The organism is Trichococcus flocculiformis (genome assembly GCF_900113645.1).
In the GTDB taxonomy this organism is placed as follows: Bacteria; Bacillota; Bacilli; order Lactobacillales; family Aerococcaceae; genus Trichococcus; species Trichococcus flocculiformis.
This window is the reverse complement of record NZ_FOQC01000024.1, coordinates 1-25,644: the sequence shown is the minus strand read 5'-3', so window position 1 is coordinate 25,644 and position 25,644 is coordinate 1. Positions and strand designations below refer to the sequence as shown.

Genomic DNA, 25,644 nt, shown 5'->3' with positions numbered 1-25,644 from the left:
TATTAAACGGTTAATACACTTGGGTTAAAAAATATATGTACAGGTGTATTATATGCATAATACACCTGTAAGTCAACTAAAATCCCAGAGGCAGACATTGATTGACTTTGGGATTGAATTTTTATCAAAATGAAGAATCACTCGTCTCCGGGACACTACTTGCTGAATCGAATACCGGCGTCGACTTCAACTTTTTTGCTTGATCATACAGATCGAACTCGCCGGTCAGTTCCGTCGTGGAGACGGCTTTCTGGTCGGCTTGCGTAACGATCGAGCGGTAGGAGAAGTCGCTCAGATAGAAGGTTTCGGCATCCAGACGAATTTCGATATCGTAATCGGTCCGTTCGGCTGGAAAAGTCTGGAATAGGTAGTTGATCTCTTTATTCAACGCATCATCGCTGCCGGAAAAGTGCAGCACATACTCATCCCCTTTCCGTTCGAGCGTGCCGTACGTTTCAATGATTTGGCTCAGTTCGATGAACGTTTCCAGCGGATAGACCTGCAGGCTGGCTAAGGGTACATCAGGGGTGGCATAAGCGGTCCAGTCGGCATCGTCGGTCCGGACGTAACCCACTTCAGCAGTCACGTAGAATTCGGATTTGGTTGCGGGATAAGGGTTGTTTTTGTTTATCCGCTTTCCATAGCCGGTCTTTTCTTCCGGGAACAGCGTCGCGTCAGCGGTTGTGTACTGCTCGTTCACTGTTGTTGCTCCATTGAGATCCTCTTTGGTGGTTGTTGTTCTGAAAGCGACGAACTGGTGATAGCTATCCAGGTCGGCGGAACGGTTGACCAGATTCTGCATGACTTCTTCCCCAGGCAGGGCGGTTGTGCAGGCTGAAAGCAGGAAGAGCGGCAGAAGCAGCAACGCGGAAAGGATGATTTTTTTCAAGGGTATTGCCTCCAAATCTATAGCAAAGGTATGGGATTAGTCAGTTTGTTTGGGATCTGCCCGATACGCGGGCAATCTTTTCTCATTGTACAAGAGAATCTGTGATTGCGAAAGGGCGGAGTTTCATGCGGGAGGAGAGTTGCGGATAAAAGTGCGGGTTTGCCATAGCAAGGAGAGCATTCTATAATGGGGGCAGCGGCTACAACATAAATAAGGACCGAGGTGATGGAAATGGATGAAGATTTTTTTAAGGAAGAAATCTATTACAAGGATCTTTACTACACAACCAAAGGCAAAGAGCAGTGCGCTCCCAACCACAGTTTCGGGCCGACAGTCCGGGAATATTTTTTGATCCATATCATTATGAAGGGAAAGGGATATTTCGAAATCGGCAATAGCCGCTTCAACCTGAAAGAAGGCCAGTTCTTCATCATTTATCCGAATGTGATGACCTATTATCAAGCGGATGAAGAGGATCCTTGGGAATATTATTGGATCGGAATGAAGGGCGAGCATCTGGAAGCTTTGCTGACGGCCATCGGTTTCCAGGTTTCGCATCCGGTGGGGAACGTGAAGAACTTTGGACAGGTGAAGGCGATGCTGCAGGAGATTATGGCGGCAAATCCGTTCGATACGTTATCCCGGCTGCGTCTGCAAGGACAGTTGTACCTCTTTTTGAGCATGCTCGCACATGATTTGGATGGCACCGAAATCAAACAGATTGAGAAAATCAATAAAGGTGTCGAATACACGAAAAGGGCAATCGAAATCATCAAAGACAGGTATCAGGACAGTGACTTTCTGATCGGCGACATCAGCCGGGAATTGTCTCTGAATGACTCCTATTTGACTGCTGTTTTCCATAAAACGACAAACCGGACACCGCATGAATATCTGATCGATTTCCGCATTCAGAAAAGTCGGGAGTATCTGGAAACGACGGACCTGAGTATCTCTGATATCGCTGAAAAGGTCGGCTACCAGAATCCATTGAGTTTTACGCGCATTTTCAAGAGCAAAATGCAACTGTCACCGAGGGCCTACGTCAAAAAAGTCAAAACCAAATAAGCCAATCAGGTGTTTCAGTCGAAAAAAGGCCTGGCCGCTTGGAACCGTTGTTGCGTCGGGTCCGGGTAGATCCGGCCTTTTCTCGTTTATTCAGCATCCAACATTTTGACTGATATTAAAAACATTGCACTATATGGAATGCGCTTTCAAGTGCCTATAATTTAAAACAAGTCAGCTAACAGAAACGAAAGGAGTGGGAAAGCCGGGAACGACTGCTGTATAGCGCGGTGCCTGTATGGTATTTATCGATAGTTTTTAAAATCAACAAAAAAGTATGTTTTTGTATGGCTGAATATCTATCAGCTATCTGCTGTATTTGGTATTATTAAGACATCAAAACAAGTAAACGTTTACAAATCGATTGTTTTTGAACATGTCACATGTATTTGCTCAGTTACCTGGAAGTTCCTTTGTTTCCGACTATACAATTTTATAGATAAAAGAAAAGGTGGAGAAGAGATGTTAAAGAATTGGAAGAAAGTATCATTAGCTACAGTATTGTTGTCAGGACTTGTTTTAGGTGCATGCGGAAACGGTTCCGATGGAGAAGCCGGTTCCGGTGATGTGACCATCACTTACAGCATCTGGGACAAAATCCAACAACCGGGAATGGAAGCGATCGCAGAAGCTTTCGAAGCGGATAACCCAGGCATCGATGTAAAAGTGGAAGTGACGCCTTGGGATCAATACTGGACCAAATTGGAAGCGGGCGCAAAAGGTGATAGCATGCCGGATGTATTCTGGATGCATTCTAATGAAATCGCGAAATATGCTACAGGCGGCGTCCTGATGGATTTGTCGGAAACCTACGCAAACAGCGAAGTGACTTCATTGGATCATTTCCCGGAAGAATTGGTCGAATTGTATTCTGCTGATGATGCAGTCTACGGCATCCCGAAAGACTATGACACAATCGGGCTGTGGTACAACAAAACATTGTTCGACGCAGCGGGCATTGCTTATCCGGATGAAACCTGGACTTGGGACACAATGCTGGAAGCTGCTCAAACATTGAACGATCCCGACAACGGTGTATACGGTATCCTGGCTCCTTTGAACAGACAAGAAGGCTACCACAACTTTATCTTCCAAAACGGTGGCTACGTATTGTCCGATGACAAGACTGAATCCGGCTTCCGTTTGGACGAAACAATCGAAGCCGTGCAATGGTATGCGGATCTGAGCGTGAAACATGGCGTGTCGCCGACACAAAGTCAATTTGCTGAAAACACAAACTTATCCTTCTTCCAATCAGGACGCGGTGCAATGGGCTTCTTCGGATCTTGGATGACAGGCGAAATGGCGAACAACGACTATACGGCTGCAAATGCTGATGTCGCACCATTACCAAAAGGCAAACAAGCGGCAACACTGTTCAACGGCTTGGCGAACTCTGTTGCAGCTTCAACTGAAAATGAAGAAGCAGCCCTGAAATTCGTCGAATTCCTGGGAACAGAGGAAGCGATGCGCCTGCAAGGCGAGAACGGCGCAGCAATTCCGGCTTATGAAGGAACAGAAGAATCATTCGTAAACGCGTACAGCCAATTCAATATCCAAGTATATGTGGACCAAATGGAAAATGCATACATCAAGCCTTATTCAGTAGAAACAGCCCGTTGGGAAGATGTTGAAAACAGTGCTTTGATGCCGGTATTTGACGGTACAACGACTGTTAAAGATGTGGCTGCAGACATCGTCGCTGGTGTTGAAGAAGTCTTGGCGAACGAAAAATAACAAAATAGAAGGCCGCTTATGGGGAACACGCTCATAAGTGGCTTTCAATATATAGAGGTGAATTATGATGAAATCGGATGTAGCAATCCCTAAAGAAAAAACGGTAGGTACGGTGACACCTGCGCAACGCAAAAGAAAAATGGCGTTATGGGGCTGGTTTTTCATCGCTCCGACTTTGATCGGGCTTTTGATCCTGAATGTCATCCCGTTGTTCCAATCGCTGTACATGAGTTTCCAGAGCGTGAGCACGTTCGGCACGTCGACCTTCGTCGGGCTGGACAATTATCTGAAAATGCTGCAAGATCCTGAATTTTGGCAATCGTTGAAGAATACTTTTTTCTACGCCGGGATCCAAGTACCTATCACCATCATCCTGTCGCTGTTCTTTGCGGTATTGATGAATACAAAGATAAAAGCGGTCGGACTGTACCGGACGATCTTCTTCTTGCCGATGATTGCAGCTCCTGCGGCCGTGGCCATGGTTTGGCGCTGGCTGTTCAACTCGGAATACGGCTTGCTGAATGCAGTGCTTGATAAACTCGGTTATTCCGGAAATATCTTATGGATCACCGATCCGGAAGTGGCGATCTGGTCGATCATCATCGTCGGCATCTGGACGAATGTCGGCTACAACATGATCTTGTTGTTGGCAGGGCTGAAGGAAATACCTAAAGAATATTATGAAGCGGCTGTCGTTGACGGTGCCGGACCGTTGAAACAATTTTTCTCGATCACGCTGCCATTGCTTTCGCCGCAACTGTTTTTCGTTTCGGTGACGAGTGTCATCGGTGCGCTGCAGGTGTTCGATATCATCTTCATGATGTTCGACCGCACGAACTTGGCGCTGAAGAGCACGCAATCATTAGTATACATGTTCTTCAATGAATCGTTCGTGCTCAATGATAAAGGTTACGGCTCGGCTGTCGCCATCTCATTGGTACTTATCATCATGGCGATCACCGGCATCCAGCTGCTGGCACAGAAAAAATGGGTCACCTACGACTAGGAGTGAATAAACATGCAGACAAAAATGAATAAAACGACAGCACTGATCCATATTGTGCTGATCATCGGCTCTTTGCTGATGGTCGTGCCGTTCTTATGGATGGTCTTGACCTCAGGTAAAACAATCAGCGAATCTACGCAGATACCGCCGCAAATTTTCCCGGAAGTATTCCAGATCGAGAACTACAAAGCGGTATGGAATTCCTTGCCGTTCGTCAGTTTTTACATCAACACCGGTTTGATGATTGTCTTCAGGGTGTTGACTTCGACGCTCTTCAGCGCCATGGCGGCCTTTGCGGTTGCGAAACTGGATTTTCCCGGAAAAAATCTGTTTTTCGGTATCGTCCTGACACAGATGATGATCCCTGCGCAGATCTATCTGACGCCGCAATATTTATTGGTCCAGAATCTGGGTCTTTTGAACTCAATCCCGGCTTTGGTTATCCCTGGTATCGTTTCCGCTTTCGGAACCTTCCTGCTGCGCCAATTCTTCATAAAATTGCCGGATGAACTGATGGAAGCCGCCACGATTGATGGCGCGACGACCTGGCAAGTATTTTACCGCATCTATATGCCGCTGGCGCGTTCCGGCTTGGTGGCTTTGGGTATTTTCACGTCGCTCTTTGCTTTCAAAGATCTGATGTGGCCTTTGGTCGTCAACATGTCCCAGGATAAAATGACGCTGTCGGCTGGATTGGCCAGCCTGCAAGGGCAATTCACGACCAATTATCCGCAATTGATGGCCGGTTCGGTCATCGCGATCATCCCGATGGTTATCCTTTACATCTTGTTCCAAAAACAATTCATCGAAGGCATCGCCACAACCGGCGGAAAATAAGAAAAGCTGAACGGGTTCGCTTAGCCATCAAGAAAACAAAACGATATTTGAAAATGAGGTAACTGTAATGAAGATAAAAAACGAAGCAATGCTCATCACCTATCCGGACAGTCTGGGCAATAACCTGCAAGATCTGGAACAGGTGCTGGATACCCATCTGAAAGGGGTAGTCGGCGGCGTGCATATCCTGCCGTTCTTCCCTTCATCGGGCGACCGCGGCTTTTCGCCGATGGACTACACAAAAGTGGATGAGCGGTTCGGTGGCTGGGAAGACATCAAGCGCATCAGCGAAAAATACTACATGATGTATGAGTTCATGCTCAACCACATTTCTGCGCAATCTCCCTATTATTTGGACTTTTTGGAGAAGAAAGAAGCATCGCCCTACAAGGACTACTTCATCGGCTACAACGACTATTGGCCGGAGAACCGACCGACTGAAGCGGACATCGATCTGATCTACAAACGCAAACCCAAAGCGCCTTTCGTGGATGCTCACTTCAAAGACGGCACATCGGAAAAAGTCTGGTGCACGTTCTCGGAAGAGCAGATCGATCTGAACGTGAAGACCGAAGCGACGCGCCAGTTCATCAAGGATACGCTTAGTTTCTTGGCGGATAAAGGAGCTTCGATCATCCGTCTGGATGCATTCGCCTATGCCATCAAGGAATTGGATACGAACTGCTTCTTCGTAGAACCCGAAATTTGGGAGATGCTGGAATACGCAGTGGAAATCTTGAAGCCCTATGGTGTGACGGTCCTTCCCGAAATCCATGAGCATTATACGATCCAACAAAAAATTGCAGAAAAAGGCTACCCGGTCTATGATTTCGCTTTGCCGATGCTGGTGCTGCATGCCCTTTACAGCGGAAAAGCAGAGAAGCTGTTGCACTGGCTGGAGATCTGCCCGCGCAACCAGTTCACGACCTTGGATACGCATGACGGCATCGGTGTCGTCGACGTGAAGGATCTGCTTACCCAGGAAGAAGTGGATTTCGCTGTTGAAGCCCTTTATGAAAAGGGCGCCAACCTGAAGCGGATCTACAGCTCGGAAGCCTACAACAACCTGGACATCTATCAGATCAACTGCACCTACTATTCGGCTTTGGGCAACAATGATGCCGCCTATCTGTTGGCGCGGGCGATCCAGTGCTTCACGCCGGGCATTCCGCAGATCTATTATGTCGGCTTGCTGGCCGGCGAAAACGATCTGGAGCTGCTGGAGAACAGCAAAGAAGGCCGCAACATCAACCGTCACTACTATAGCCTGGATGAAATCAATCAAGAAATCGAGCGTCCGGTCGTAAAAGATCTGTTCCGTTTGCTGGTTTTCCGCAACACGGCCAAAGCGTTCGATGGCGACTTGGAGATAACGATGCTCGACGAAGGTGCCTTCACTTTGACGTGGGTCACTGCCGAAGAATCGGCCAGTCTGACGGTCGACCTGCCTACGAATAAATTCTCGATCCTACACCGCACTGCGGCAGGAGATGAACAAATATTTTAGAAAAATGAAGAGAGCCAAGGAGTGATGACTGTGACGATAACATTTGATGAAACAAAAAAATATTTTCATTTACAGAACGAATCAGTGAGCTATGTGATCGCACTGGAAGAAGAAAAATATGTGTCCCATCAGTATTGGGGAAAGCGGCTCAACAGCTTTTCGCAAGTGGCTGATTACCCGCGCCAAGACAATGCCTTTGCGCCCAATCCGTTCGAGGTGCCCGGCCGTGTGTTTTCGCTTGCGACCTTGCCACAGGAATTTCCGGGGAACGGCAGTGGCGATTTCCGCGAATCAGCATTCGAGTGCCTGTATCCGGATCAAACGACTGTCAGCCTGCTGACTTATAAGAGCCATGAAATCGTAACCGGCAAACAGCCATTGCAAGGCTTGCCGCATACTTACGAAACAAAAGAAGAGCCGGCGGAAACCTTGCTGCTGACGATGGAAGATACCGTCACAAAAGTCGAAGTCGTTCTGAGCTACACCTTGTTCCGCGACTATCCGGTACTGACACGTTCAGCAAGTTTCCGCAACACTGGAGCTGAAGACATCCATCTGAACAAAGCGTTGAGCATGTCCATCGATTTCCCGGATGCTGATTTTGACATGATCCAGTTGCCGGGTGCTTGGGGAAGGGAACGCCAAATTGTGCGTACGCCACTTGTCCGCGGCATCCACACGCTCGACAGTAAGCGTGGCACTACCAGTCACGCCTATCAACCATTTGTGGCGTTGGCCGAGAAAACGGCGACGGAAGACCAGGGAGCGGTCTACGGTTTCCATTTCGTCTACAGCGGCGAATTCCGAGCTAATGTCGAAGTCGATACTTATGCGCAGACACGCGTCCAGATGGGCATCAATCCAACCCACTTCCAATGGCATTTACCTGTTGGAGAGGCGTTCCAGACACCGGAAGTCGTATTGTTATACAGCGAAAACGGGTTGAATGGCCTATCGCAGACGCTGCATCCGTTCTACCAGAAGCATCTGATCCGCGGGCAACATCAATTTGCGGAGCGACCGGTCCTGATCAACAACTGGGAAGGTACCTATTTTGATTTCACAGCTGAAAAGATTGAGGCGATGGCCGATGAAGCGTCCACTTTGGGGATCGAACTGTTCGTGCTCGATGATGGTTGGTTCGGCAAACGTGACGATGATTACTCTTCGCTGGGTGATTGGCATGTCCATACCGCGAAATTGCCGTCCGGCTTGAAGCAGCTCGCGGAGAACATCAAGGCGAAAGGGATGCTGTTCGGGCTTTGGTTCGAACCGGAAATGATTTCCGAGGACAGCGAACTTTTCCGCGCCCATCCGGATTGGTGCATCCATACGCCAGGCCGGGAAAAATCGCTCAGCCGCAGCCAATACGTGATCGACTTCAGCCGCAAGGAAGTCCGCGACAACATCCTGGCGCAGATGATGGCGATACTGGATGACGTACCGGTCGACTACATCAAATGGGACTATAACCGCAACATGACCGAAATCGGTACGGCGGCTCCAGGCGCATTGCCGGGGGAAGTGCTGCACAAGTACATGCTGGGTCTTTATGAAGTGATGGAGGCACTGGTGGCGAAATATCCGCAGATTCTCTTCGAAAGCTGCTCAGGCGGTGGCGGACGCTTCGACCCAGGTATCCTTTACTATATGCCGCAGACTTGGACCAGTGACAATACCGATGCGGTGGCGAGACTGGAAATCCAATACGGCACCAGCCTTGTCATGCCGATTTCGAGCATGGGTTCGCACGTCTCAGCTATCCCGAATCATCAGACGCACCGTAAGGCTTCGATGAAGATGCGCGGGGATGTGGCGATGGCCGGCAATCTTGGCTACGAACTCGACGTCACGACGCTTTCCGAAGCTGAGAAGCAGGAGATGAAGGAGCAGATCAGCTTCTACAAGGAACACCGCAAGCTCGTCCAATACGGTGTCTTCCATCGCATCCTCAGTCCTTTCGAAACGCAGAACGAAGCGGCTTGGATCTTCGTCAGTCCGGAACAGGATGAGGCGCTTTATTTCTACTACCGCGTCCTCGATCGGGCCAACCTGAAGAAGAAAAAAGTGTTGTTCAAAGGCTTGGATTCTGCCAAATACTACAACGTCAGCGGCTACGAAGGTGTAATCGGCGGCGATGAATTGATGAACCGCGGACTCTACCTGAAGGATGCCCTGCAAGGGGACTACCAGAGTGTCTGTCTGGTGCTGAAGGAAGCACAATCCGTTTAAAATGCAAAAAAAGCAGGAGTTGTCTCGTTGATTCGAGACGGCTCCTGCTTTTTGTTGTCAGTTCAAATATTCTTTTTCAAATACCTTCGTGCTGCGCACGGTGTCGAATTGGCGGACCAATCCTTCGATCTCTTCTCGGTTGTTGCGGAATTTAGGCGGTAAGGCCAAGCGTTCGCCCAATGTTTCGTAAGGCTCTTCATCATCGATGAATCCGGGGCCGTCCGTCGCAAACTCGAGGAGAATCCCTTGGGCAATGTTGGCATAAAGCGATTCGAAGTAGAAACGGTCAACGTAGCCGGAAATCGGGAAGCGGTAGGAGCCCATATGCGCGATCCATTCTTCCAGTTCTTTGCGGTCCTTCACGCGGAAAGCCATGTGGTGGACGCTGCCGAAACCTTGCTGCGCCTGACCCAGCGTAGCGTTGTGCTCCACGATCATGCGGCCGCCGTTTCCGCCCTCGCCCACTTCGAAGAGATGTGTTTCGCCGACTGAATCAGCATGACGGAAACCAAGGACAGTCTCCAAGACTTGTCTGTAGAAATTGAAATCAGCGATGCGGACGAAAATCGGTCCCAAACCGCGGATGCCGTACTCATTCGGAACGGGCCCTTTTTGCCACGGAATCCCGGGAGCCACGCCGGTATCAGCCTCATCGGAAACCAATTGGTAAAGCTGCTCATCGAAATCCTGGAAGTCGATCACTTTGCGGCCGAACTGCTCATAGATGCCGGAATGTGTGATGTTGTATTTGTCGAAACGTTTTACCCAATAGACCAGTGCTTCATCCGATGGGACGCGCAGGCCCGTCTTGAAGATTTCATTGGTCCCTCTGACTGCTTTCGGGATCCCGGGGAAGTCGAAGAAGGTGATGTCCGTGCCGGCACTCCCGCGGTCATCGGCGAAGAATAGGTGATAAGTCTGGATGTCGTCCTGGTTGACGGTTTTTTTGACCAAGCGCATACCCAGAATATTGGTGAAGAAGGCATAATTCTTCTCGGCGCTGCTGGTGATGGCGGTGACGTGGTGGATTCCTCTTAAAGTGTTCATGGATATTATCCTCATTTCGTTATGTATTCTGTTTCGTATATTCCTAATTCGAGATATATAGCCAAAAAAAGAAATCAGCAATCAGCTAACTTAAGGTCAGTATACAGGCGTCCGATTCAAGATGCAAGCATTTTGCCCTGCCAAGAAGAAACGGCACGCGGGAGGCGTCTCAAAAGGAAAATGGAAGGGAAGCGTGTATAATGAGGATAGCAAAAAGCATTTTGTGGACCACAACAAAATTAAACAGGATGAAAGGCAGTGATCGCATGGCAGGAAATGGATTGATGATGCAGTATTTTGAATGGTATCTGGATGATGATGATGGACAACTATGGAATCGCCTGAAGGAGGATGCCAAGCATCTGAAGGAACTGGGCATAACAGCCGTCTGGACGCCTCCAGCCTACAAAGCGACAGGGACGAATGATACAGGCTATGGCGTCTATGATCTCTATGATTTGGGCGAATTCGACCAAAAAGGTGCCGTCCGCACAAAATACGGAACCAAAGCAGAATACTTGGCTGCAATCGAAGCTTTGCATGCGGAAGGAATCGCCGTTTATGCCGACGTCGTCCTGAACCACAAGGCCGGTGCCGACGAGACAGAACGCTTCCTTGCTTATGAAGTGAATCCCGACAATCGTCAGGAAAAGGAGTCCAAGTCATACGAAATCGAAGGTTGGACGAAATTCACTTTTCCGGGCCGTGGCGACAAATATTCTGATTTCAAATGGTCTTGGGAACATTTCACCGGGACGGACTTCAACAACGAGAATGGCAAAGAAGCTATCTACATGATCAAAGGCTTCGAAAAAGGCTGGGCGGAAAATGAAAGTGTAGACAGCGAGTACGGTAATTACGATTACTTGATGTATGCGGACATCGACTACGGCCACCCTGCAGTCGTTGAGGAAGTCAAAAAATGGGCCGATTGGTACATCAAAGAAACCGGCGTCGACGGCTTCCGCTTGGATGCCGTCAAACACATCAATGATCAGTTCGTGCAGGATTTCGTGGAGACGATTCGCGCGCAGCATGGCGATGATTTTTACGTGGTCGGCGAATATTGGAAGTACAAATACGGCGCGATCAAGGAATATCTGGAAGCAACGGATTACACCTTCGATCTTTTCGATGTCGCCTTGCATCAGAACTTCCATGTCGCATCCCAGCAGGGCAAGGATTACGATCTGCGCGAGTTGTTCAAGCAGACGCTGGTCGCCAAAAATCCGACCCATGCGGTTACGTTTGTCGACAACCATGACTCACAACCCGACCAAGCTTTGCAATCCTTTGTGGAGCCATGGTTCAAACCGTTGGCATACGGCGTGACACTCTTGCGCGAACAAGGCTTCCCGTGCTTGTTCTACGGCGATTATTACGGTATTAAAGGTGCGAATCCAATCAACGGACAGAAAACCTTCCTGGATAAATTGCTCTATCTGCGCGCGAACCATGCTTACGGTGAACAGCGCGACTACTTCGATCACGGAAACTGCGTCGGCTGGACCCGTCTGGGCAACGAAGAGCATCCGTACGGTTTGGCGACAGTTCTTTCCAACAGTGAAGAGGGCTTCAAGGACATGTATGTCGGCGAACAGTATGCCGGGCAGACTTTCGCGGACTATACAGGCAACCGTGAAGACAAAGTCGAAATCGGTGAAGACGGCAACGGTCGCTTCCCGGTCAATGCCGGTTCGATTTCGGTATGGGTCAAAGACGCGATCTCCCCAGAGGAAGCATTCGACGCGGATGCAGTCGAATAGATTGAAGCGAAAATAATAGCTGCACAATGAAGGAGGTGTCTCATGGAGGCACCTCCTTCATTGTTGGTAGAGAACGCTCTCCTCCCGTGAACGAAGGCTTCGCCGGAGTTCGGCCCACATTCTGCTTGTGTTCTCCGAAGAAGGCAGCTTCGTCGTAGTTGAATGCGACTATTGCCGGCCTGCTCCGATTGGAAGGTCCTTCGCCGGAGCTGCGCTTGCATTCCGCCGCCCTCCTCCGGCCAACTAAACCCCATAAGAAAAAGGCTGTGCTCAATGAACGACAGCCTTTTTCTATGGGGGGGAGGGTAGGTTAGAACTGGTAAGCGTAATTAAGGTGATGCCTCCATCCTCTGGTTAAGGGATGGCGATCACATCTTGGGATTGCATGTCGAAGAAGTGGGACTTGTTCATGTTGAAGGCCAAATCGATGACTTCGCCTGGCGAATGGAAATCGCGCGCGTCCACACGGGAAATGAATTCAGTGCCGCCGACTTTGCTGTAAAGCATCGTTTCGGCACCCAATAATTCGGATACGACCACTTCCGCTTTTACGGCCCAAGTCGGGTTGGTATCCAAAACGATCTGCTCACTTTGGATATCTTCCGGACGGATGCCGAAGATCAATTCTTTGCCGTTGTAGCCTTTGTCTTCCAGGACTCTGCGTTTTCCGGCCGGTAAAGTCAACTTAAGACCTTCGCCGTTCGTGATGACGCCATCCTGCAAGGTCACATTGAAGAAGTTCATGGCAGGCGATCCGATGAATCCGGCTACGAAGACGTTCACTGGTGTATCATAGACTTCTTTCGGGCTGCCGATCTGCTGCACAAAGCCGTCCTTCATGATGACGATGCGGTCCGCCATGGTCATCGCTTCGGTTTGGTCATGGGTTACGTAGATGGTCGTCGTATTCAGGCGGCGGTGCAATTTCGCGATTTCAGCACGCATGGCCACACGCAATTTTGCATCCAAGTTGGATAACGGCTCATCCATCAGGAAAACTTTTGCATCACGCACGATTGCGCGACCCAAGGCGACACGCTGTCTTTGCCCGCCGGAAAGAGCAGCCGGTTTGCGGTCCAAATATTCCGTCAAGCCCAGGATGTCGGCTGCGTTATCGACACGCTTCTTGATTTCATCTTTAGCGTACTTTCTCAATTTCAGACCGAATGCCATATTGTCGAATACAGTCATATGCGGATATAGGGCATAGTTCTGGAATACCATCGCGATATCGCGGTCTTTTGGTGCCACATCGTTCATGACGGTATCGCCGATGATCAATTCACCTTCGGAAATATCTTCCAAACCGGCAATCATACGCAGTGTTGTTGACTTTCCGCAACCGGAAGGACCAACAAAGACGATGAATTCGCGATCTTGGATATGCAAGTTGAAATCTGTAACCGAATAATTAGCGGCGTTGTCGTATTTTTTGTGGATACTGTTCAATTGGATCTCTACCATTTATTTGTACCTGCCTTTTTGGTTTTTTTGGCTTTTCTTTATGTCCTTATTCTATTTGAAAGCGGATTCCGCGACCACGGGAAACTGACCAAAAAAAGCACCTGTTTTTTGTGCGTTTTGCCGAAGGCGCTTTCCAATCGCAAAAAATGTTCAGAAAATCCTTAGGAATTGACAGGTGCACAACTAAACCGTGAAAAACAACCGTTGTTTTGGTAAAATGGTTCTTTGATGCATGAAAAATCGCTGAAGCGATACTAGAGAGAAAAAGGGGTTTTGATCCATGAGCAAAAGAGGTTTTGAAGTCATCAGCAGTTATGCCGATAAAAACATCCAATTACCCAAGCGTGCAACGAAACACGCAGCGGGGTATGATTTTGAAGCAGCCGAAGAAATCGTGCTGCCGGCGATCTGGAAAACGATCGTAAAAAGTGCGGGGTTGCAGCTTGGAGAACTGTTCGGGAGCGACAACGATGAGGCAATCGAAAAGAAAGAGGAGCTTTTGCGTCCGCTTCTGGTGCCTACCGGAATCAAAGCCTACATGCAGGAAGATGAATACCTTCAATTGACGAACCGCTCCAGCAATCCACTGAAAAATTTCATTGTGCTGCCGAACGGTGTTGGCATAGTCGATGCGGATTATTACAACAACGAGGGCAATGAAGGGCACATCTACTTCCAGTTTCTTAATTTTGGCTTGCGCGACAAAGTCATCCATAAGGGTGATCGTATCGGCCAGGGCATCTTCCTCCAGTTCCTGAAAGCCGACCAGGATGAAGCAGAAGCATCACAACGCACAGGCGGTTTCGGCTCGTCAGGACAGGCTTAAAAAGAAAAGCCAAATCAGCGGGTATTTGCGTATTGTTATACGTAGAGCAGGCTTTTTGTGATAAAATAAGATAAGTTGATTCATACTTGAAGGAGAGATTCATTTGGCAAAGAAAAATGCAGTGAAATACGTTTGTCAGGCTTGCGGATACGAGTCGCCGAAATGGCTGGGACGTTGCCCGAACTGCAACACTTGGAACCAAATGGAGGAAGAAAAGGAAGCGACGAAAGCCGTGAAGCAACAGCAACGTTCCAATTTCAGCGGGAATGTACCTGAAGCGATCGCCATCCAGGACATCAAGACCGAAAACCTGCCGCGTGTCAAAACGCAGATGGAAGAAGTCAACCATGTGCTGGGCGGCGGCATCGTGCCCGGTTCGTTGATTCTGATCGGGGGCGACCCGGGAATCGGCAAGTCCACCTTGCTGCTGCAGGTTTCTGCGCAGATCAATCAAGGCGGTCACCGCGTTCTGTACATCTCCGGAGAGGAAAGCGCGAGTCAGATCAAGTTGCGGGCGGAACGGCTAGGGGTCAAGGGCACCGACTTCTACATCTACCCGGAAACGGATATCGACGCGATCCGCAACACGATCGAGCGGATCAAACCGGAATTCGTCATCGTCGACTCGATCCAGACGATGATCCATCCGGACAACACGAGCACGGCCGGCAGCGTGTCGCAAGTGCGCGAATGCACGGCCGAATTCATGCGGATCGCGAAGAGCAACGACATCGCGATCTTCATCGTCGGGCATGTGACGAAGGAAGGCGCGATTGCCGGTCCACGGATGCTGGAGCACATGGTGGATACGGTGCTGTATTTTGAAGGCGATCGGCATCATGCTTTCAGGATCTTGCGCGCCGTCAAAAACCGCTTCGGATCGACCGACGAAATCGGCGTTTTCGAAATGATCGAAGGCGGCCTGCGCGAGGTGCGGAATCCTTCCGAACTGTTCTTGGAGGAGCGGCTCGCCGGAGCATCCGGATCAGCGGTCGTCGCCTCGCTCGAGGGCACGCGCCCGATCTTGGCTGAGATCCAGTGTCTGATCACGCCGACGATCTTCGGGAATGCCCGCCGGACCGCGAGCGGACTAGATTACAACCGGGTGTCGCTGATCATGGCCGTGCTGGAAAAACGGGCGGGTTTGCTGCTGCAGAACCAGGATGCCTACTTCAAATCGACAGGTGGCGTGAAGCTGGATGAGCCGGCCATCGACCTGGCAGTAGCCGTCAGCATCGCCTCCAGTTATTGGGATAGTGAGACTTCCGCGACCGAGTGTTTTATCGGTGAAATCGGCCTGACCGGGGAAATCCGACGGGTGAGCCGGATCGAGCAACGCGTCAACGAAGCTGAAAAATTGGGCTTCACGAAGGTGTATCTGCCGAAGAACAATATGGCTGGCTGGAAGCATCCGGAAGGCATCCAGATCATACCTGTCGCAACGCTACAAGAAACGCTGCGCAAAGTATTTCCGAATAAAAATTGATGACAGAAGGAAAGAGAGGGAAGCCATTGAAACGGAAAATCATTACGGCCGTCTTCCTGATGGTGGGCGGCAGCGCCGGTATTACCGCACTGCCTTACCTGTGGGAATTAGCGGGCATACAAAACAATCTTTTCAATAACATTTTTGTTAATATTGGAATTGGAGCACTTATATTTTATTTATTGTCATTCTTATTGATGAAATTGATTTTGGATATCATGCAAAAGATAGAAAATTATTTCAGCACCTTATCGGTCAGCTACATGCTGTTCGGTTCGATCGGAACGATCATCGGGCTTGTATTGGCTTGGCTGATCGGTATCCCGTTGACATCACTGAGGATTCCGGTCGTCAACGACGTGCTGCCGGCTATCCTGTCCCTGATCCTGGCTTACCTGGGCTTCCGCGTGGGGACGACCCGGACCGAAGAATTCCGCAAATTGTTCGCACCGAAGCCGAAAAAGCAGGAAGAAACGCAGATGCTTGATCGCAAAGCGGACGACACTTTCCGCAAGTATAAGATTTTGGATACGAGCGTCATCATCGACGGACGCATCTACGACATCGCCAAAACCGGCTTTCTGGAAGGCGTCATCGTCATCCCGAACTTCGTATTGCGCGAACTCCAGTATATCGCGGATTCCTCCGACAGCCTGAAGCGCGTCAGGGGCAGACGGGGATTGGACATCCTGAACAAACTTCAAAAAGAAGAAGACATCATCGTGGAGAGCTATGACGGTGAATTCGAAGAGATTCCTGAAGTCGACAGCAAGCTGATCCGTTTGGCGAAACTGATCGACGGCATCGTCATCACGAACGATTACAATCTGAACAAAGTCTGCGAGTTCCAGAATGTGCCGGTGTTGAACATCAACGCCTTGGCCAATGCCGTAAAACCGGTCGTCATACCCGGCGAGTACATGGTCGTCACCGTCATCAAAGTCGGAACGGAACGCAACCAAGGGGTGGCCTATCTGGATGACGGCACGATGATCGTCGTCGAAGAGGGACAGCACTACATGAACGAAACGATCGAAGTCGTCGTCACAAGCGCCCTCCAGACAGCTGCCGGCCGCATGATCTTTGCGAAGCCTGCGCATTCACAAAAAGGCATCAAATAAATAAACAAGTACGAAATAAACAGCTTCACAGAAAAGGGGATACTTCATATGACAAAGAAAATCCGCGTACGTTATGCACCAAGCCCGACCGGTAACTTGCATATCGGAAACGCTCGTACCGCATTGTTCAACTACCTGTTTGCTCGCCACAACGACGGCGAGTTCATTATCCGTATCGAAGACACGGACCAAAAACGTAACCTTGAACACGGCGAAGAAAGCCAACTGCAAAACTTGAAATGGTTAGGGATGGACTGGGACGAAGGTCCGGACAAACCAGGCAAATTCGGACCGTACCGTCAATCCGAAAGACAGCATATCTACGATCCGTTGATCGATCAATTGTTGCTTTCCAACCGTGCCTACAAGTGCTATTGCACCGAGGATGAATTGGAAACGGAACGCGAACACCAAAGAGCACGCGGCGAAATGCCTCATTACGGCGGTAAATGCGCAAACCTGACGCCTTCCCAACAAGCTGAAAAAGAAGCGCAAGGCATCACCCCGGTCATCCGTTTCCGGGTACCGATCGAAAACACCTATACGTTCGATGATATCGTCAAAGGACCGATCACCTTCGAAGCCAGCAGCGTCGGTGGGGACTACATCATCCGCAAACGCGACGGTTTCCCGACCTATAACTTCGCGGTTGCCGTGGATGATCACATGATGGAAATCACCCATGTTCTGCGCGGGGATGACCACATCGCCAATACACCGAAACAAATGATGATTTATGAAGCGTTCGAGTGGAAAATACCTACTTTCGGACACATGACGTTGATCATCAATAGCGAAACCGGCAAAAAATTAAGCAAACGCGATGAAACGATCCTGCAGTTCATCGAACAATACAAAGACTTGGGCTACCTGCCGGAAGCGATGTTTAACTTCATTACGCTGCTGGGTTGGTCACCGGTCGGGGAAGACGAAATCTTCTCGAAAGACGAGCTGATCAAGATGTTCGATCCGGCACGTTTGAGCAAATCGCCTGCCGCTTTCGACCAGAAGAAACTGGAATGGATCAACAACCAATACATGAAGAGTGCCGATTTGGACACAATCGTAACGTTAGCCGCGCCGCACTTGGTGGCTGCCGGAAAATTGCCGGAAAATCCGAGTGAAGCCGACAGTGAGTACGCGAAAAAACTGATCGGTTTGTACCATGAGCAAATGAGCTATGCCGCGGAAATCGTTAACCTATCGGAAATGTTCTTCGCTGATGAACTCAGTCTGGACGCAGAAGCGCAGGAAATCCTGGCTGCCGAAACAGCGCCGGTCGTGCTTGCCGCATTCAAAGAACAATTGCTTGCCATCGAGCCTTTCGAAGAAGCCGAAATTCTGGGTGCCATCAAAGCAGTCCAAAAAGAAACCAAGATCAAAGGCAAGAACCTATACATGGCCATCCGTGTTGCCGTCAGCGGCCAAATGCACGGACCTGAAATCGGCAAGACCATCGAAGTGCTGGGCAGAGACAAGAGCTTGGCTCACCTGAACAGCGTATTGGAAAAGCTATAGAATGGACAGAAAAGGATAGTAAAAATGAGCTGATTCTATATAATGGATGGATAATCCAAAAAGGAGCATGAAATGACTTGAATAGATTACGCGAAACAATTCAAACCATAAAAGATCATGATCCGGCTGCAAGGAGTACGTTGGAAGTCGTTCTGACGTACCCGGGGTTACATGCCATCCTTATATATGATATCGCTCATTTTTTTTATAAGCGAAAATGGTATACCTTCAGTCGGGTGCTTTCGCATCTGGGGCGTTTCTTAACCGGTATCGAAATCCATCCGGGGGCAACGATCGGGCATCGTCTGTTCATTGACCATGGTATGGGGATCGTTATCGGGGAGACCGCCGAAGTCGGTGATGATGTCATGATTTACCATGGCGTGACGCTGGGCGGCACCGGGAAAGATACCGGCAAACGCCATCCCACGATCGGGAACAATGTGCTGTTGTCTGCCCATGTGCAAGTATTGGGGCCGATCAAAATCGGCGACAATGCCAAAATCGGGGCATCGGCTGTCGTCGTCAGCGAAATTCCGCCTGATGTCACAGCTGTCGGCATCCCGGCAAAAATCGTCCGTTACCATAAACGGAATGAGGAAAAAATGACCGAATGATTAGCAAACGAAAAAGGGCGTCAGCCCTTTTTTCGAAGCTGGAAAGGAGTGCGCAATGTTAAAAATCTACAATACCCTGACGCGCGAAAAAGAAGAGTTCCAACCGATCCAAAAGAATAAGGTGGGCATGTACGTCTGTGGTCCGACCGTCTACAACTACATCCATATCGGCAATGCCCGCAGCACAGTGGCTTTCGATACTGTCCGCCGCTACTTGGAATACCGCGGCTATGACGTGAATTTCGTCTCCAACTTCACCGACGTGGACGACAAGATCATCCGTGCCGCCAAAGAGTTGGGCATTTCCGCGAAGGAAGTCGCTGAAAAGTTCATCGCGGCCTTCTATGAAGATACCGCGGCTCTGCACGTCGAAAAAGCGACGCTGAATCCGCGCGTGATGGAAAATATCCCGGACATCATCGCCTTCATCGGCGATCTGATCGATAAAGGCTATGCCTATGAAGCTGACGGCGACGTCTATTACCGTACCGGTAAGTTCAAGGACTACGGTAAATTGAGCGATCAATCGATCAAGGACCTGATCGTCGGCGCCAGCGAACGCCTGGATGCGGAAGAGAACGTGAAAAAGGAAGATCAGCTTGATTTCGCACTTTGGAAAGCAGCGAAGCCGGATGAAGTCTCCTGGGAATCACCTTGGGGACAGGGACGCCCGGGCTGGCACATCGAATGCTCGGTGATGGCGACCAAATACTTGGGCGACACCATCGATATCCACGGTGGCGGCCATGACCTGACTTTCCCGCATCACGAAAACGAAATCGCTCAGAGCGAAGCCAAAACCGGCAAAACTTTCGCGAACTACTGGATGCACAACGGCTTCGTCACAATCGGTGAAACAGCCGAGAAGATGAGCAAGTCGCTCGGGAACTTCGTGACGGTGCATGATATCCTGAAGGAAGTCGATCCGCAGGTGCTGCGTTTCTTCCTCGGAACTGCGCATTACCGCCGTCCGGTAAAATACAGCGAAAAAGCCATCGAAGAAGCCAAAATCAATCTGGAGAAAGTAAAAATCGCCTATCAGAATGCCCACTACCGCCTCCAAGATGCCGTTGCGGCACTGCCCGATGATGCCGAGCAATTGGCTTTGTTCCAGAATCTGCAGGCACAGTTTGTTGCCGAAATGGATGACGATTTCCAAGCGGATAACGCCATGTCTATCGTTTACCAGTTCGCCAAGGAATTGAACATCTACGCGGAAGGCGAAGCCGTTTCTGAAGCAGTCATCACTGCAGCATTGGCTTTGTACAAGGCAATGGTCGGCGTCTTCGGCGTCGTACTCGGTGAAGAAGCACTGCTGGATGACGACATCCAGACTTTGATTGATGAACGGACACAAGCCCGAACAGACAAAAATTTCGCCCGCAGTGATGAAATCCGCGATTACCTGAAGGATCAGGGCATCATTCTGGATGACACCGCCCAAGGCACCAGATGGAGAAGAGCATAGTGACAGAACAGAATTGGAGCTTATTGAACGGTCTTGCCTTGGCCTATGTCGGCGATGCCGCTTATGAGACTTATATCAGAACGCATTTACTAGAAAAAGGACACACCAAACCCAACCAGCTTCACCGGCGCGCGACTTTTTTCGTTTCGGCCAAGGCCCAAGCGAAACTGATGCATGCGATGCTGGAAAAAGAAGGCTTCCTGAGCGAAGCAGAAATGGATATGTACCGTCGCGGCCGCAACAGCAAGAGCCATACGATCGCCAAAAATGCGGACGTAACGACCTACCGCATCGCGACCGGCTTCGAGTCGCTGATGGGCTATCTGCATCTTTCCGGGCAAAAAGTTCGGCTTGAAGAATTGATCCGTTGGTGTATCCAAGAAGTCGAGGAAAACAATTATGAAAAATAAACCGAACCGCGCGTTCAAGGACAGCCGCAATGCACCGAAAAAGGGCAGACCGGAACCAAAACCAAGTCGACGCGATGACGCAGAAAAAGAAACACCCGAAAACGAAGACTTCGTGATGGGACGCCACCCGGTATTGGAATTGCTGCGCTCCGATCGCGATGTCAACAAACTGTTCATCCAGGATGGACTGGGCGGAGAAAAATTGGGTGACATCATCAAGCTGGCGAAGGACCGCAAGATCCAAATCCAAGCGGTACCGAAAAGCAAGCTCGACACGTTGTCCGATAACGCCGTCCACCAGGGCGTCATTGCCGCTACAGCAGCTTTCCAGTATGCCGTGCTCGCTGATCTGTTCGAAGCTGCTGCCGCCAAGAACGAAGATCCTTTCTTCATCATCCTGGATGGTGTCGAGGATCCGCATAATCTGGGGTCCGTGCTGCGTACCGCAGATGCTTGCGGTGCCCATGGAGTCATCATTCCCAAACGCCGCGCAGTCGGTTTGACGGCGACCGTCGCCAAAGCATCGACAGGCGCCATCGAGCACGTACCGGTCGTGCGCGTCACGAACCTGCACCGCACCATCGAAGAATTGAAGGAACGCGGTGTCTGGATCTACGCCACCGACATGTCCGGGCAGGATTACCGCCAGTGGGACACAACGTTGCCGTTGGCGATGATCATCGGCAACGAAGGTAAAGGCATTTCCCGCCTGTTGAAGGAATCCGCTGATGGCCTGTTGACCATCCCGATGGTCGGCCATGTGCAGAGCCTGAATGCCGGCGTTGCAGCCGGACTGATGATGTACGAAGTTTTCCGCAAACGCCACGTTTGATCCGATTCGTAGCGTCTGCGTACCAGAAAAAGCGAGGTGAAGATCCTGTTGAAGAAAGAAATCCTGATAGTGGACGGCTACAATATGATCGGCGCCTGGCCGGAACTGGTGAAGCTGAAGAACCAGGACCTCATCGAAGAGGCCAGGGATCAACTGCTGCAGGCGCTGTCCGATTATCAAAATTATGAAGGCAACGAAGTCTGGTGCGTTTTTGATGCCCAGTTCGTTCCCGGCATCACGAAAGAGTATTCTAAATACCGGGTGAAGGTCATCTTTACCGCACAAGGGGAGACCGCCGACACCTACATCGAAGGCGTCGTCAAAAAACTGCGCAACGTGCTGACCGAAGTCTATGTCGCCACCAGCGACTTGGCCGAACAGCAGCTTGTCTTTTCGAAAGGCGCCCAGCGCATCTCCGCCATGGAACTCTACAAGGACATCAAACGCTCCAAAAAAGCCTTGGAGAGCGAAAGCCGCCGCTTCCGTGATCAACGCCAACGCGGCACCTGGTCGGATGACCAACTGGAGGTCCTGCGCGAGATCTATAAGGATATGCTGGAGTGAAGCTAGGTTCATAATGAATACACATAGAAGAGGTCGTCTCGTTTATTTGCGGGACGGCCTCTTTATTTGGAATTGCATCGACAAGAGCGGCCCCAAACTTTGCCTGCAACTCAGGCGAAGAGGCCACTCACAGGAGTTTGTACTCCAAAATAAACCTTACCTTCTATGAAGGGAACATCGCCGGAGTTGGCCGGAAAATATGAACTAAACTCCGGCGACGCCTCCGTTCGCCGGAGAAGAAGCGTGCAGATTAGGATCTGAACATATCCGAAGATCTCCCTTCATCAAAAGCTTGCTTCGGTATAAAATCCGAACAAAAAGTTGTTCATCTATGATTTTTGGTCGAATTTTAATTCGATTTACAATTTATAATGAACTTTATTCAGGTTTTTTTATTAAAAACCGAAAAAAGCCTCGACAATAAAAATATCCAATGGTATCATTTTTGAAAACACTGGATATTTCAGAGAAGGCGGGAAAACATGAAAGAATTGTACGACGGCAAAACAAAAACAGTCTTATTGGATGAAGCGAATAAGGAAGTCTACTTATTGTTTAAAGATAGCGCAACCGGCGAAGATGGTGTCTTCGATCCAGGCTCCAACACAGTTGGCGGCAGTGTTGCCGGTAAAGGAAAAGTTGGCTTGACTGTTTCCAAATACTTTTTTGAATTGATGGAAAAAAATGGTATTCCTACGCACTACCTGGATGCGGATATCGAAAAAGGTGTCATGAAAGTTCGCCAACTGACTGTCCCGAATCTGGAATTTGTTTTACGCTATTTCACTGCTGGCAGTATGTGCCGCCGTTTTAGCTTGCCTGAAGGGTTGCCTTTTGATCCGCCATATTTGGAAGTGACGTTGAAAGACGATGAACAAGGCGACCCATTGATTACGGATCGCTTGTGCCAAATGAAAGGTATTTTACAACCTGGGCAATACGATGAAGCGCTTGATATCTTAACGAAAGTCGGCGCAGTTCTTAGAGATGCTTTAGCCGAAATGAACTTAACCTTAATCGATTTCAAAATTGAAATTGGTTATGATAATGACGGAAAAATGTACGTCGTGGATGAAATCACCCCCGACATTTGGCGCGTCAAAGATGAAGCAGGCAATATTCCCAACCAAATTGACTGTGCGCAATTGATTTTAGAAAAAATTCAATAAGCAAAAGGTGAGGTCCCAATACGGGATCTCACCTTTTTTAAATATCCGCAAAAATTCCAAAGAGCCCTCTAGTGGTGATAGTCGATCTGAGCTCAAGGATATTTCCTCATCGAAACCACTTGGATCAGGATGAGCGCTAGACTGGTCAGCAAGGTGACGAAGACGATGCTTTGGATGCCGGTGAGGTTGATGACGACGGCGGCCAGGCTGGCGCCGAACGCACCGCCCAATTGGATCAAAGAGCCGTTGATGCTGAGCATGAAGCTGGATTTGTTCTCGGTCACCTGGGCGATACCGGTGTTAAGCTGCAGGCCGGTGAACCAGGCGCTCATCAGCCAGCCGATGATGAAGAGCACGCTTAACCACTTCGACGGTTGGAAAACCAAGATCAGCAACATCGCTGCCGTCTGGAGCACCGCCCCGAGCATCATCGACTTGGCGTATCCGATGGCATCCGATACGTGGCCACCGATCAGATTTCCTGTAAAACTGGCGAGGCCAAGACCAACCAAGATCAGACTCATCAGCGGCTCGATGGAAGGGAAAAGCAGCAGCAAATACGGTGTCGCATAGGTGTAGAAGGCATGGTACCCCATGAACATCGTCAACGTATAGGCAAGCAGCAGCAACGTTTTCCCGTCCTTAAAGAACTGCAGCTCATTTTTCAGATCCAGTTTGGTGGCTTCATGATCCGCTTTCGGCAAATACTTCAGGAAATAAACGAGAGACAACAGCATCATGGCATTCAGTATCCAAAAAATGCTGCGCCAATCCAGGACTGCGGACAAGGCGCGCGTCAACGGGATGCCGATGACAAGCGCCAAGGAACTCCCCATGATATAGAAAGCCAAGGAACGCCCTTGCCGATCCTTGGGCGAGAGCGCCAAAATCGTTGAAATGGCCAGCACACCATAACTGTTGGCGGAAATCCCCATCAGCAGCCGGACGATGAGCAGTTGCACAAAATTTTGGGCATAGATGAGCGCGAATGTCGTCAAGATTGTCGCAAATAGCATGAGTTTCAGCATCCGGCTGCGTTCGACCTTCCGGAACAGGATCAAAGTGATCGGCACTCCGAACGCCGCCCCATAAGAGTACATCGTGTTCAGCAACCCGGAGTCGGCCACCGAGATGCCCAGCGAAACGGCCACTTTATCCAAAATGCCGCTGAAGACAAAAGCCGTCATGGCCAGCACAAAGCTCATCGCGCTAAAGACCAGTAACATCATGTTTGGTTTTTTCATTTCATTCTCCTTCGAAAATCGATTTTTGATTGCGGTTACAAAAGGCTGTGCCCGGATTATCCGATTAGCTTTTCCGCATATAAAACCAGTATACAGGTTAAACTGGACTTCAAGTCAAGGAGATTCGTGAAGATTTCTGTTACGGCAACAGGAAGGTAGGGGATTCCTCTTTTTGCAATGCTGACTGCTCCCCATGGATAAATCCAGGGGGTTCCAAGGGCTGTTGGGACGTCACGGACTGTACTGGCGATATTTCCAAAAAAGTGGAGATGTCGTTTTTCTATTTCCGTTCTATTCCCAAAAGCCCTTAGACTTTCTCAACAAGGCGCCCGATGGCACCATTCGCGTTGAAGGCTCACAGCTGAACCTTTTGGTTGCTCTATCCATTTGTTAAGCTAATTGAAAATCTCGCAGTCCGAAATTGCAGGACTGGCGTCCGGTTGATTGGCAGAGCGTCTGTATGCAGGTGTCGTGGTGCGCCATGAAGGTATCAAACGTCGCGCTACATTTTGTGCGGTCAGTCTCGTTGCGTGTCGGTTGGCTGTTTTTCAGGAGGAACGCACTGTACAGATCCCGTTGGACAAGCTGCCCGGCAACAAAGGTCGTACGTTCATCACGTGTCTTTTTGATATACGTATCGTTTACGTGGTTATACTGGCTGGCACGAAATTTAAAGGTATCCACCTCGTAAAGCGCACCCCCTTCTTGGGGTGCTTTTTGCTTCACGATGGTGATCAACATGGCCGGCGCATGATAGCCGATGGACTTGCCATAGCGTTTCTTGCGGTTGAACCGCCCGTTCTTGTTGACGGTCGTTTCTTTAGCCCGCTTCATCAATG

Annotated in this window: 22 protein-coding genes; 17 read left to right on the top strand and 5 right to left on the bottom strand. The window is 49.7% G+C overall.

Features of this window, described 5'->3' with window-relative positions:
* Positions 1–124 precede the first annotated feature (124 nt).
* Positions 125–889, bottom strand: a complete 765-nt coding sequence (locus tag BMZ71_RS09170; RefSeq protein ID WP_086989665.1) for a DUF6612 family protein — start codon at positions 887–889, stop codon at positions 125–127.
* Between the two features lie 231 nt (positions 890–1,120).
* On the opposite strand from BMZ71_RS09170, the gene BMZ71_RS09165 reads away from it, so the two are divergent.
* The 6 genes from BMZ71_RS09165 (at position 1,121) to BMZ71_RS09140 (ending at position 9,273) form a co-directional block, all read left to right on the top strand.
* Complete coding sequence (locus BMZ71_RS09165; protein WP_177187565.1) at positions 1,121–1,957, top strand: AraC family transcriptional regulator; 837 nt, start codon at positions 1,121–1,123, stop codon at positions 1,955–1,957.
* Between the two features lie 459 nt (positions 1,958–2,416).
* Complete coding sequence (locus BMZ71_RS09160; protein WP_086989669.1) at positions 2,417–3,691, top strand: ABC transporter substrate-binding protein; 1,275 nt, start codon at positions 2,417–2,419, stop codon at positions 3,689–3,691.
* Between the two features lie 139 nt (positions 3,692–3,830).
* A complete protein-coding gene (locus tag BMZ71_RS09155) occupies positions 3,831–4,697 on the top strand; it encodes a carbohydrate ABC transporter permease (RefSeq protein ID WP_218142792.1) in 867 nt (288 codons plus the stop codon).
* Between the two features lie 12 nt (positions 4,698–4,709).
* Complete coding sequence (locus BMZ71_RS09150; protein ID WP_086989671.1) at positions 4,710–5,534, top strand: carbohydrate ABC transporter permease; 825 nt, start codon at positions 4,710–4,712, stop codon at positions 5,532–5,534.
* A 67-nt stretch (positions 5,535–5,601) separates the two neighbouring features.
* Positions 5,602–7,041, top strand: coding sequence for a sucrose phosphorylase (gene gtfA, locus BMZ71_RS09145; protein ID WP_086989673.1), 1,440 nt, complete (start codon positions 5,602–5,604; stop codon positions 7,039–7,041).
* A 30-nt stretch (positions 7,042–7,071) separates the two neighbouring features.
* A complete protein-coding gene (locus tag BMZ71_RS09140) occupies positions 7,072–9,273 on the top strand; it encodes an alpha-galactosidase (protein ID WP_177187564.1) in 2,202 nt (733 codons plus the stop codon).
* 57 nt (positions 9,274–9,330) lie between these two features.
* On the opposite strand, the gene BMZ71_RS09135 is transcribed toward BMZ71_RS09140, so the two are convergent.
* Entirely contained in the window at positions 9,331–10,320 is a 990-nt protein-coding gene (locus BMZ71_RS09135) for a VOC family protein (RefSeq protein ID WP_086989677.1), read from the bottom strand.
* A gap of 266 nt (positions 10,321–10,586) precedes the next feature.
* Between BMZ71_RS09135 and BMZ71_RS09130 the strand changes: the two genes are divergently transcribed.
* Entirely contained in the window at positions 10,587–12,086 is a 1,500-nt protein-coding gene (locus tag BMZ71_RS09130; RefSeq protein ID WP_086989702.1) for an alpha-amylase, read from the top strand.
* A gap of 354 nt (positions 12,087–12,440) precedes the next feature.
* Here the strand turns inward: BMZ71_RS09130 and BMZ71_RS09125 are convergent, their stop codons facing one another.
* Positions 12,441–13,550, bottom strand: coding sequence for an ABC transporter ATP-binding protein (locus BMZ71_RS09125; protein WP_086989679.1), 1,110 nt, complete (start codon positions 13,548–13,550; stop codon positions 12,441–12,443).
* 280 nt (positions 13,551–13,830) lie between these two features.
* Here BMZ71_RS09125 and BMZ71_RS09115 point away from each other — a divergent pair, with 280 nt between their 5' ends.
* The 10 genes from BMZ71_RS09115 to BMZ71_RS09070 all read left to right on the top strand — a co-directional run bounded on the left by BMZ71_RS09115 (position 13,831) and on the right by BMZ71_RS09070 (position 23,561).
* On the top strand, positions 13,831–14,376 hold the full coding sequence (locus BMZ71_RS09115; protein WP_068561428.1) for a dCTP deaminase/dUTPase family protein: 546 nt from the start codon (positions 13,831–13,833) through the stop codon (positions 14,374–14,376).
* Positions 14,377–14,479: 103 nt separating this feature from the next.
* Positions 14,480–15,862: a DNA repair protein RadA gene (radA, locus tag BMZ71_RS09110; protein WP_086989681.1), complete on the top strand. Its 1,383-nt coding sequence runs from the start codon at positions 14,480–14,482 to the stop codon at positions 15,860–15,862.
* Between the two features lie 26 nt (positions 15,863–15,888).
* Positions 15,889–16,983 carry a PIN/TRAM domain-containing protein gene (locus BMZ71_RS09105; RefSeq protein ID WP_086989683.1) on the top strand — a complete coding sequence of 365 codons (1,095 nt, stop codon included), beginning with the start codon at positions 15,889–15,891 and terminating at the stop codon, positions 16,981–16,983.
* A gap of 48 nt (positions 16,984–17,031) precedes the next feature.
* Entirely contained in the window at positions 17,032–18,501 is a 1,470-nt protein-coding gene (gene gltX / locus BMZ71_RS09100; RefSeq protein ID WP_086989685.1) for a glutamate--tRNA ligase, read from the top strand.
* Positions 18,502–18,578: 77 nt separating this feature from the next.
* Positions 18,579–19,118, top strand: a complete 540-nt coding sequence (gene epsC / locus BMZ71_RS09095) for a serine O-acetyltransferase EpsC (protein WP_086989687.1) — start codon at positions 18,579–18,581, stop codon at positions 19,116–19,118.
* Between the two features lie 55 nt (positions 19,119–19,173).
* Positions 19,174–20,586, top strand: coding sequence for a cysteine--tRNA ligase (cysS, locus tag BMZ71_RS09090; RefSeq protein ID WP_086989691.1), 1,413 nt, complete (start codon positions 19,174–19,176; stop codon positions 20,584–20,586).
* On the top strand, positions 20,571–20,996 hold the full coding sequence (locus BMZ71_RS09085; protein WP_086989693.1) for a Mini-ribonuclease 3: 426 nt from the start codon (positions 20,571–20,573) through the stop codon (positions 20,994–20,996). Before cysS ends, BMZ71_RS09085 begins: the two co-directional genes overlap by 16 nt.
* A gap of 115 nt (positions 20,997–21,111) precedes the next feature.
* The gene (gene rlmB / locus BMZ71_RS09080) at positions 21,112–21,828 is read left to right on the top strand and encodes a 23S rRNA (guanosine(2251)-2'-O)-methyltransferase RlmB (protein WP_245734412.1); all 717 of its coding nucleotides are present in this window, start codon (positions 21,112–21,114) and stop codon (positions 21,826–21,828) included.
* A 48-nt stretch (positions 21,829–21,876) separates the two neighbouring features.
* Positions 21,877–22,392, top strand: coding sequence for an NYN domain-containing protein (locus BMZ71_RS09075; RefSeq protein ID WP_086989704.1), 516 nt, complete (start codon positions 21,877–21,879; stop codon positions 22,390–22,392).
* Between the two features lie 482 nt (positions 22,393–22,874).
* Positions 22,875–23,561 (top strand): phosphoribosylaminoimidazolesuccinocarboxamide synthase, encoded by a 687-nt coding sequence (locus BMZ71_RS09070; RefSeq protein WP_086989697.1) that lies wholly within the window; start codon positions 22,875–22,877, stop codon positions 23,559–23,561.
* A gap of 92 nt (positions 23,562–23,653) precedes the next feature.
* On the opposite strand, the gene BMZ71_RS09065 is transcribed toward BMZ71_RS09070, so the two are convergent.
* Positions 23,654–24,805 (bottom strand): MFS transporter, encoded by a 1,152-nt coding sequence (locus tag BMZ71_RS09065; RefSeq protein WP_086989699.1) that lies wholly within the window; start codon positions 24,803–24,805, stop codon positions 23,654–23,656.
* A gap of 390 nt (positions 24,806–25,195) precedes the next feature.
* Positions 25,196–25,644: hypothetical protein (locus BMZ71_RS14910; protein WP_218142791.1), on the bottom strand; the 449-nt coding region annotated here is incomplete at its 5' end.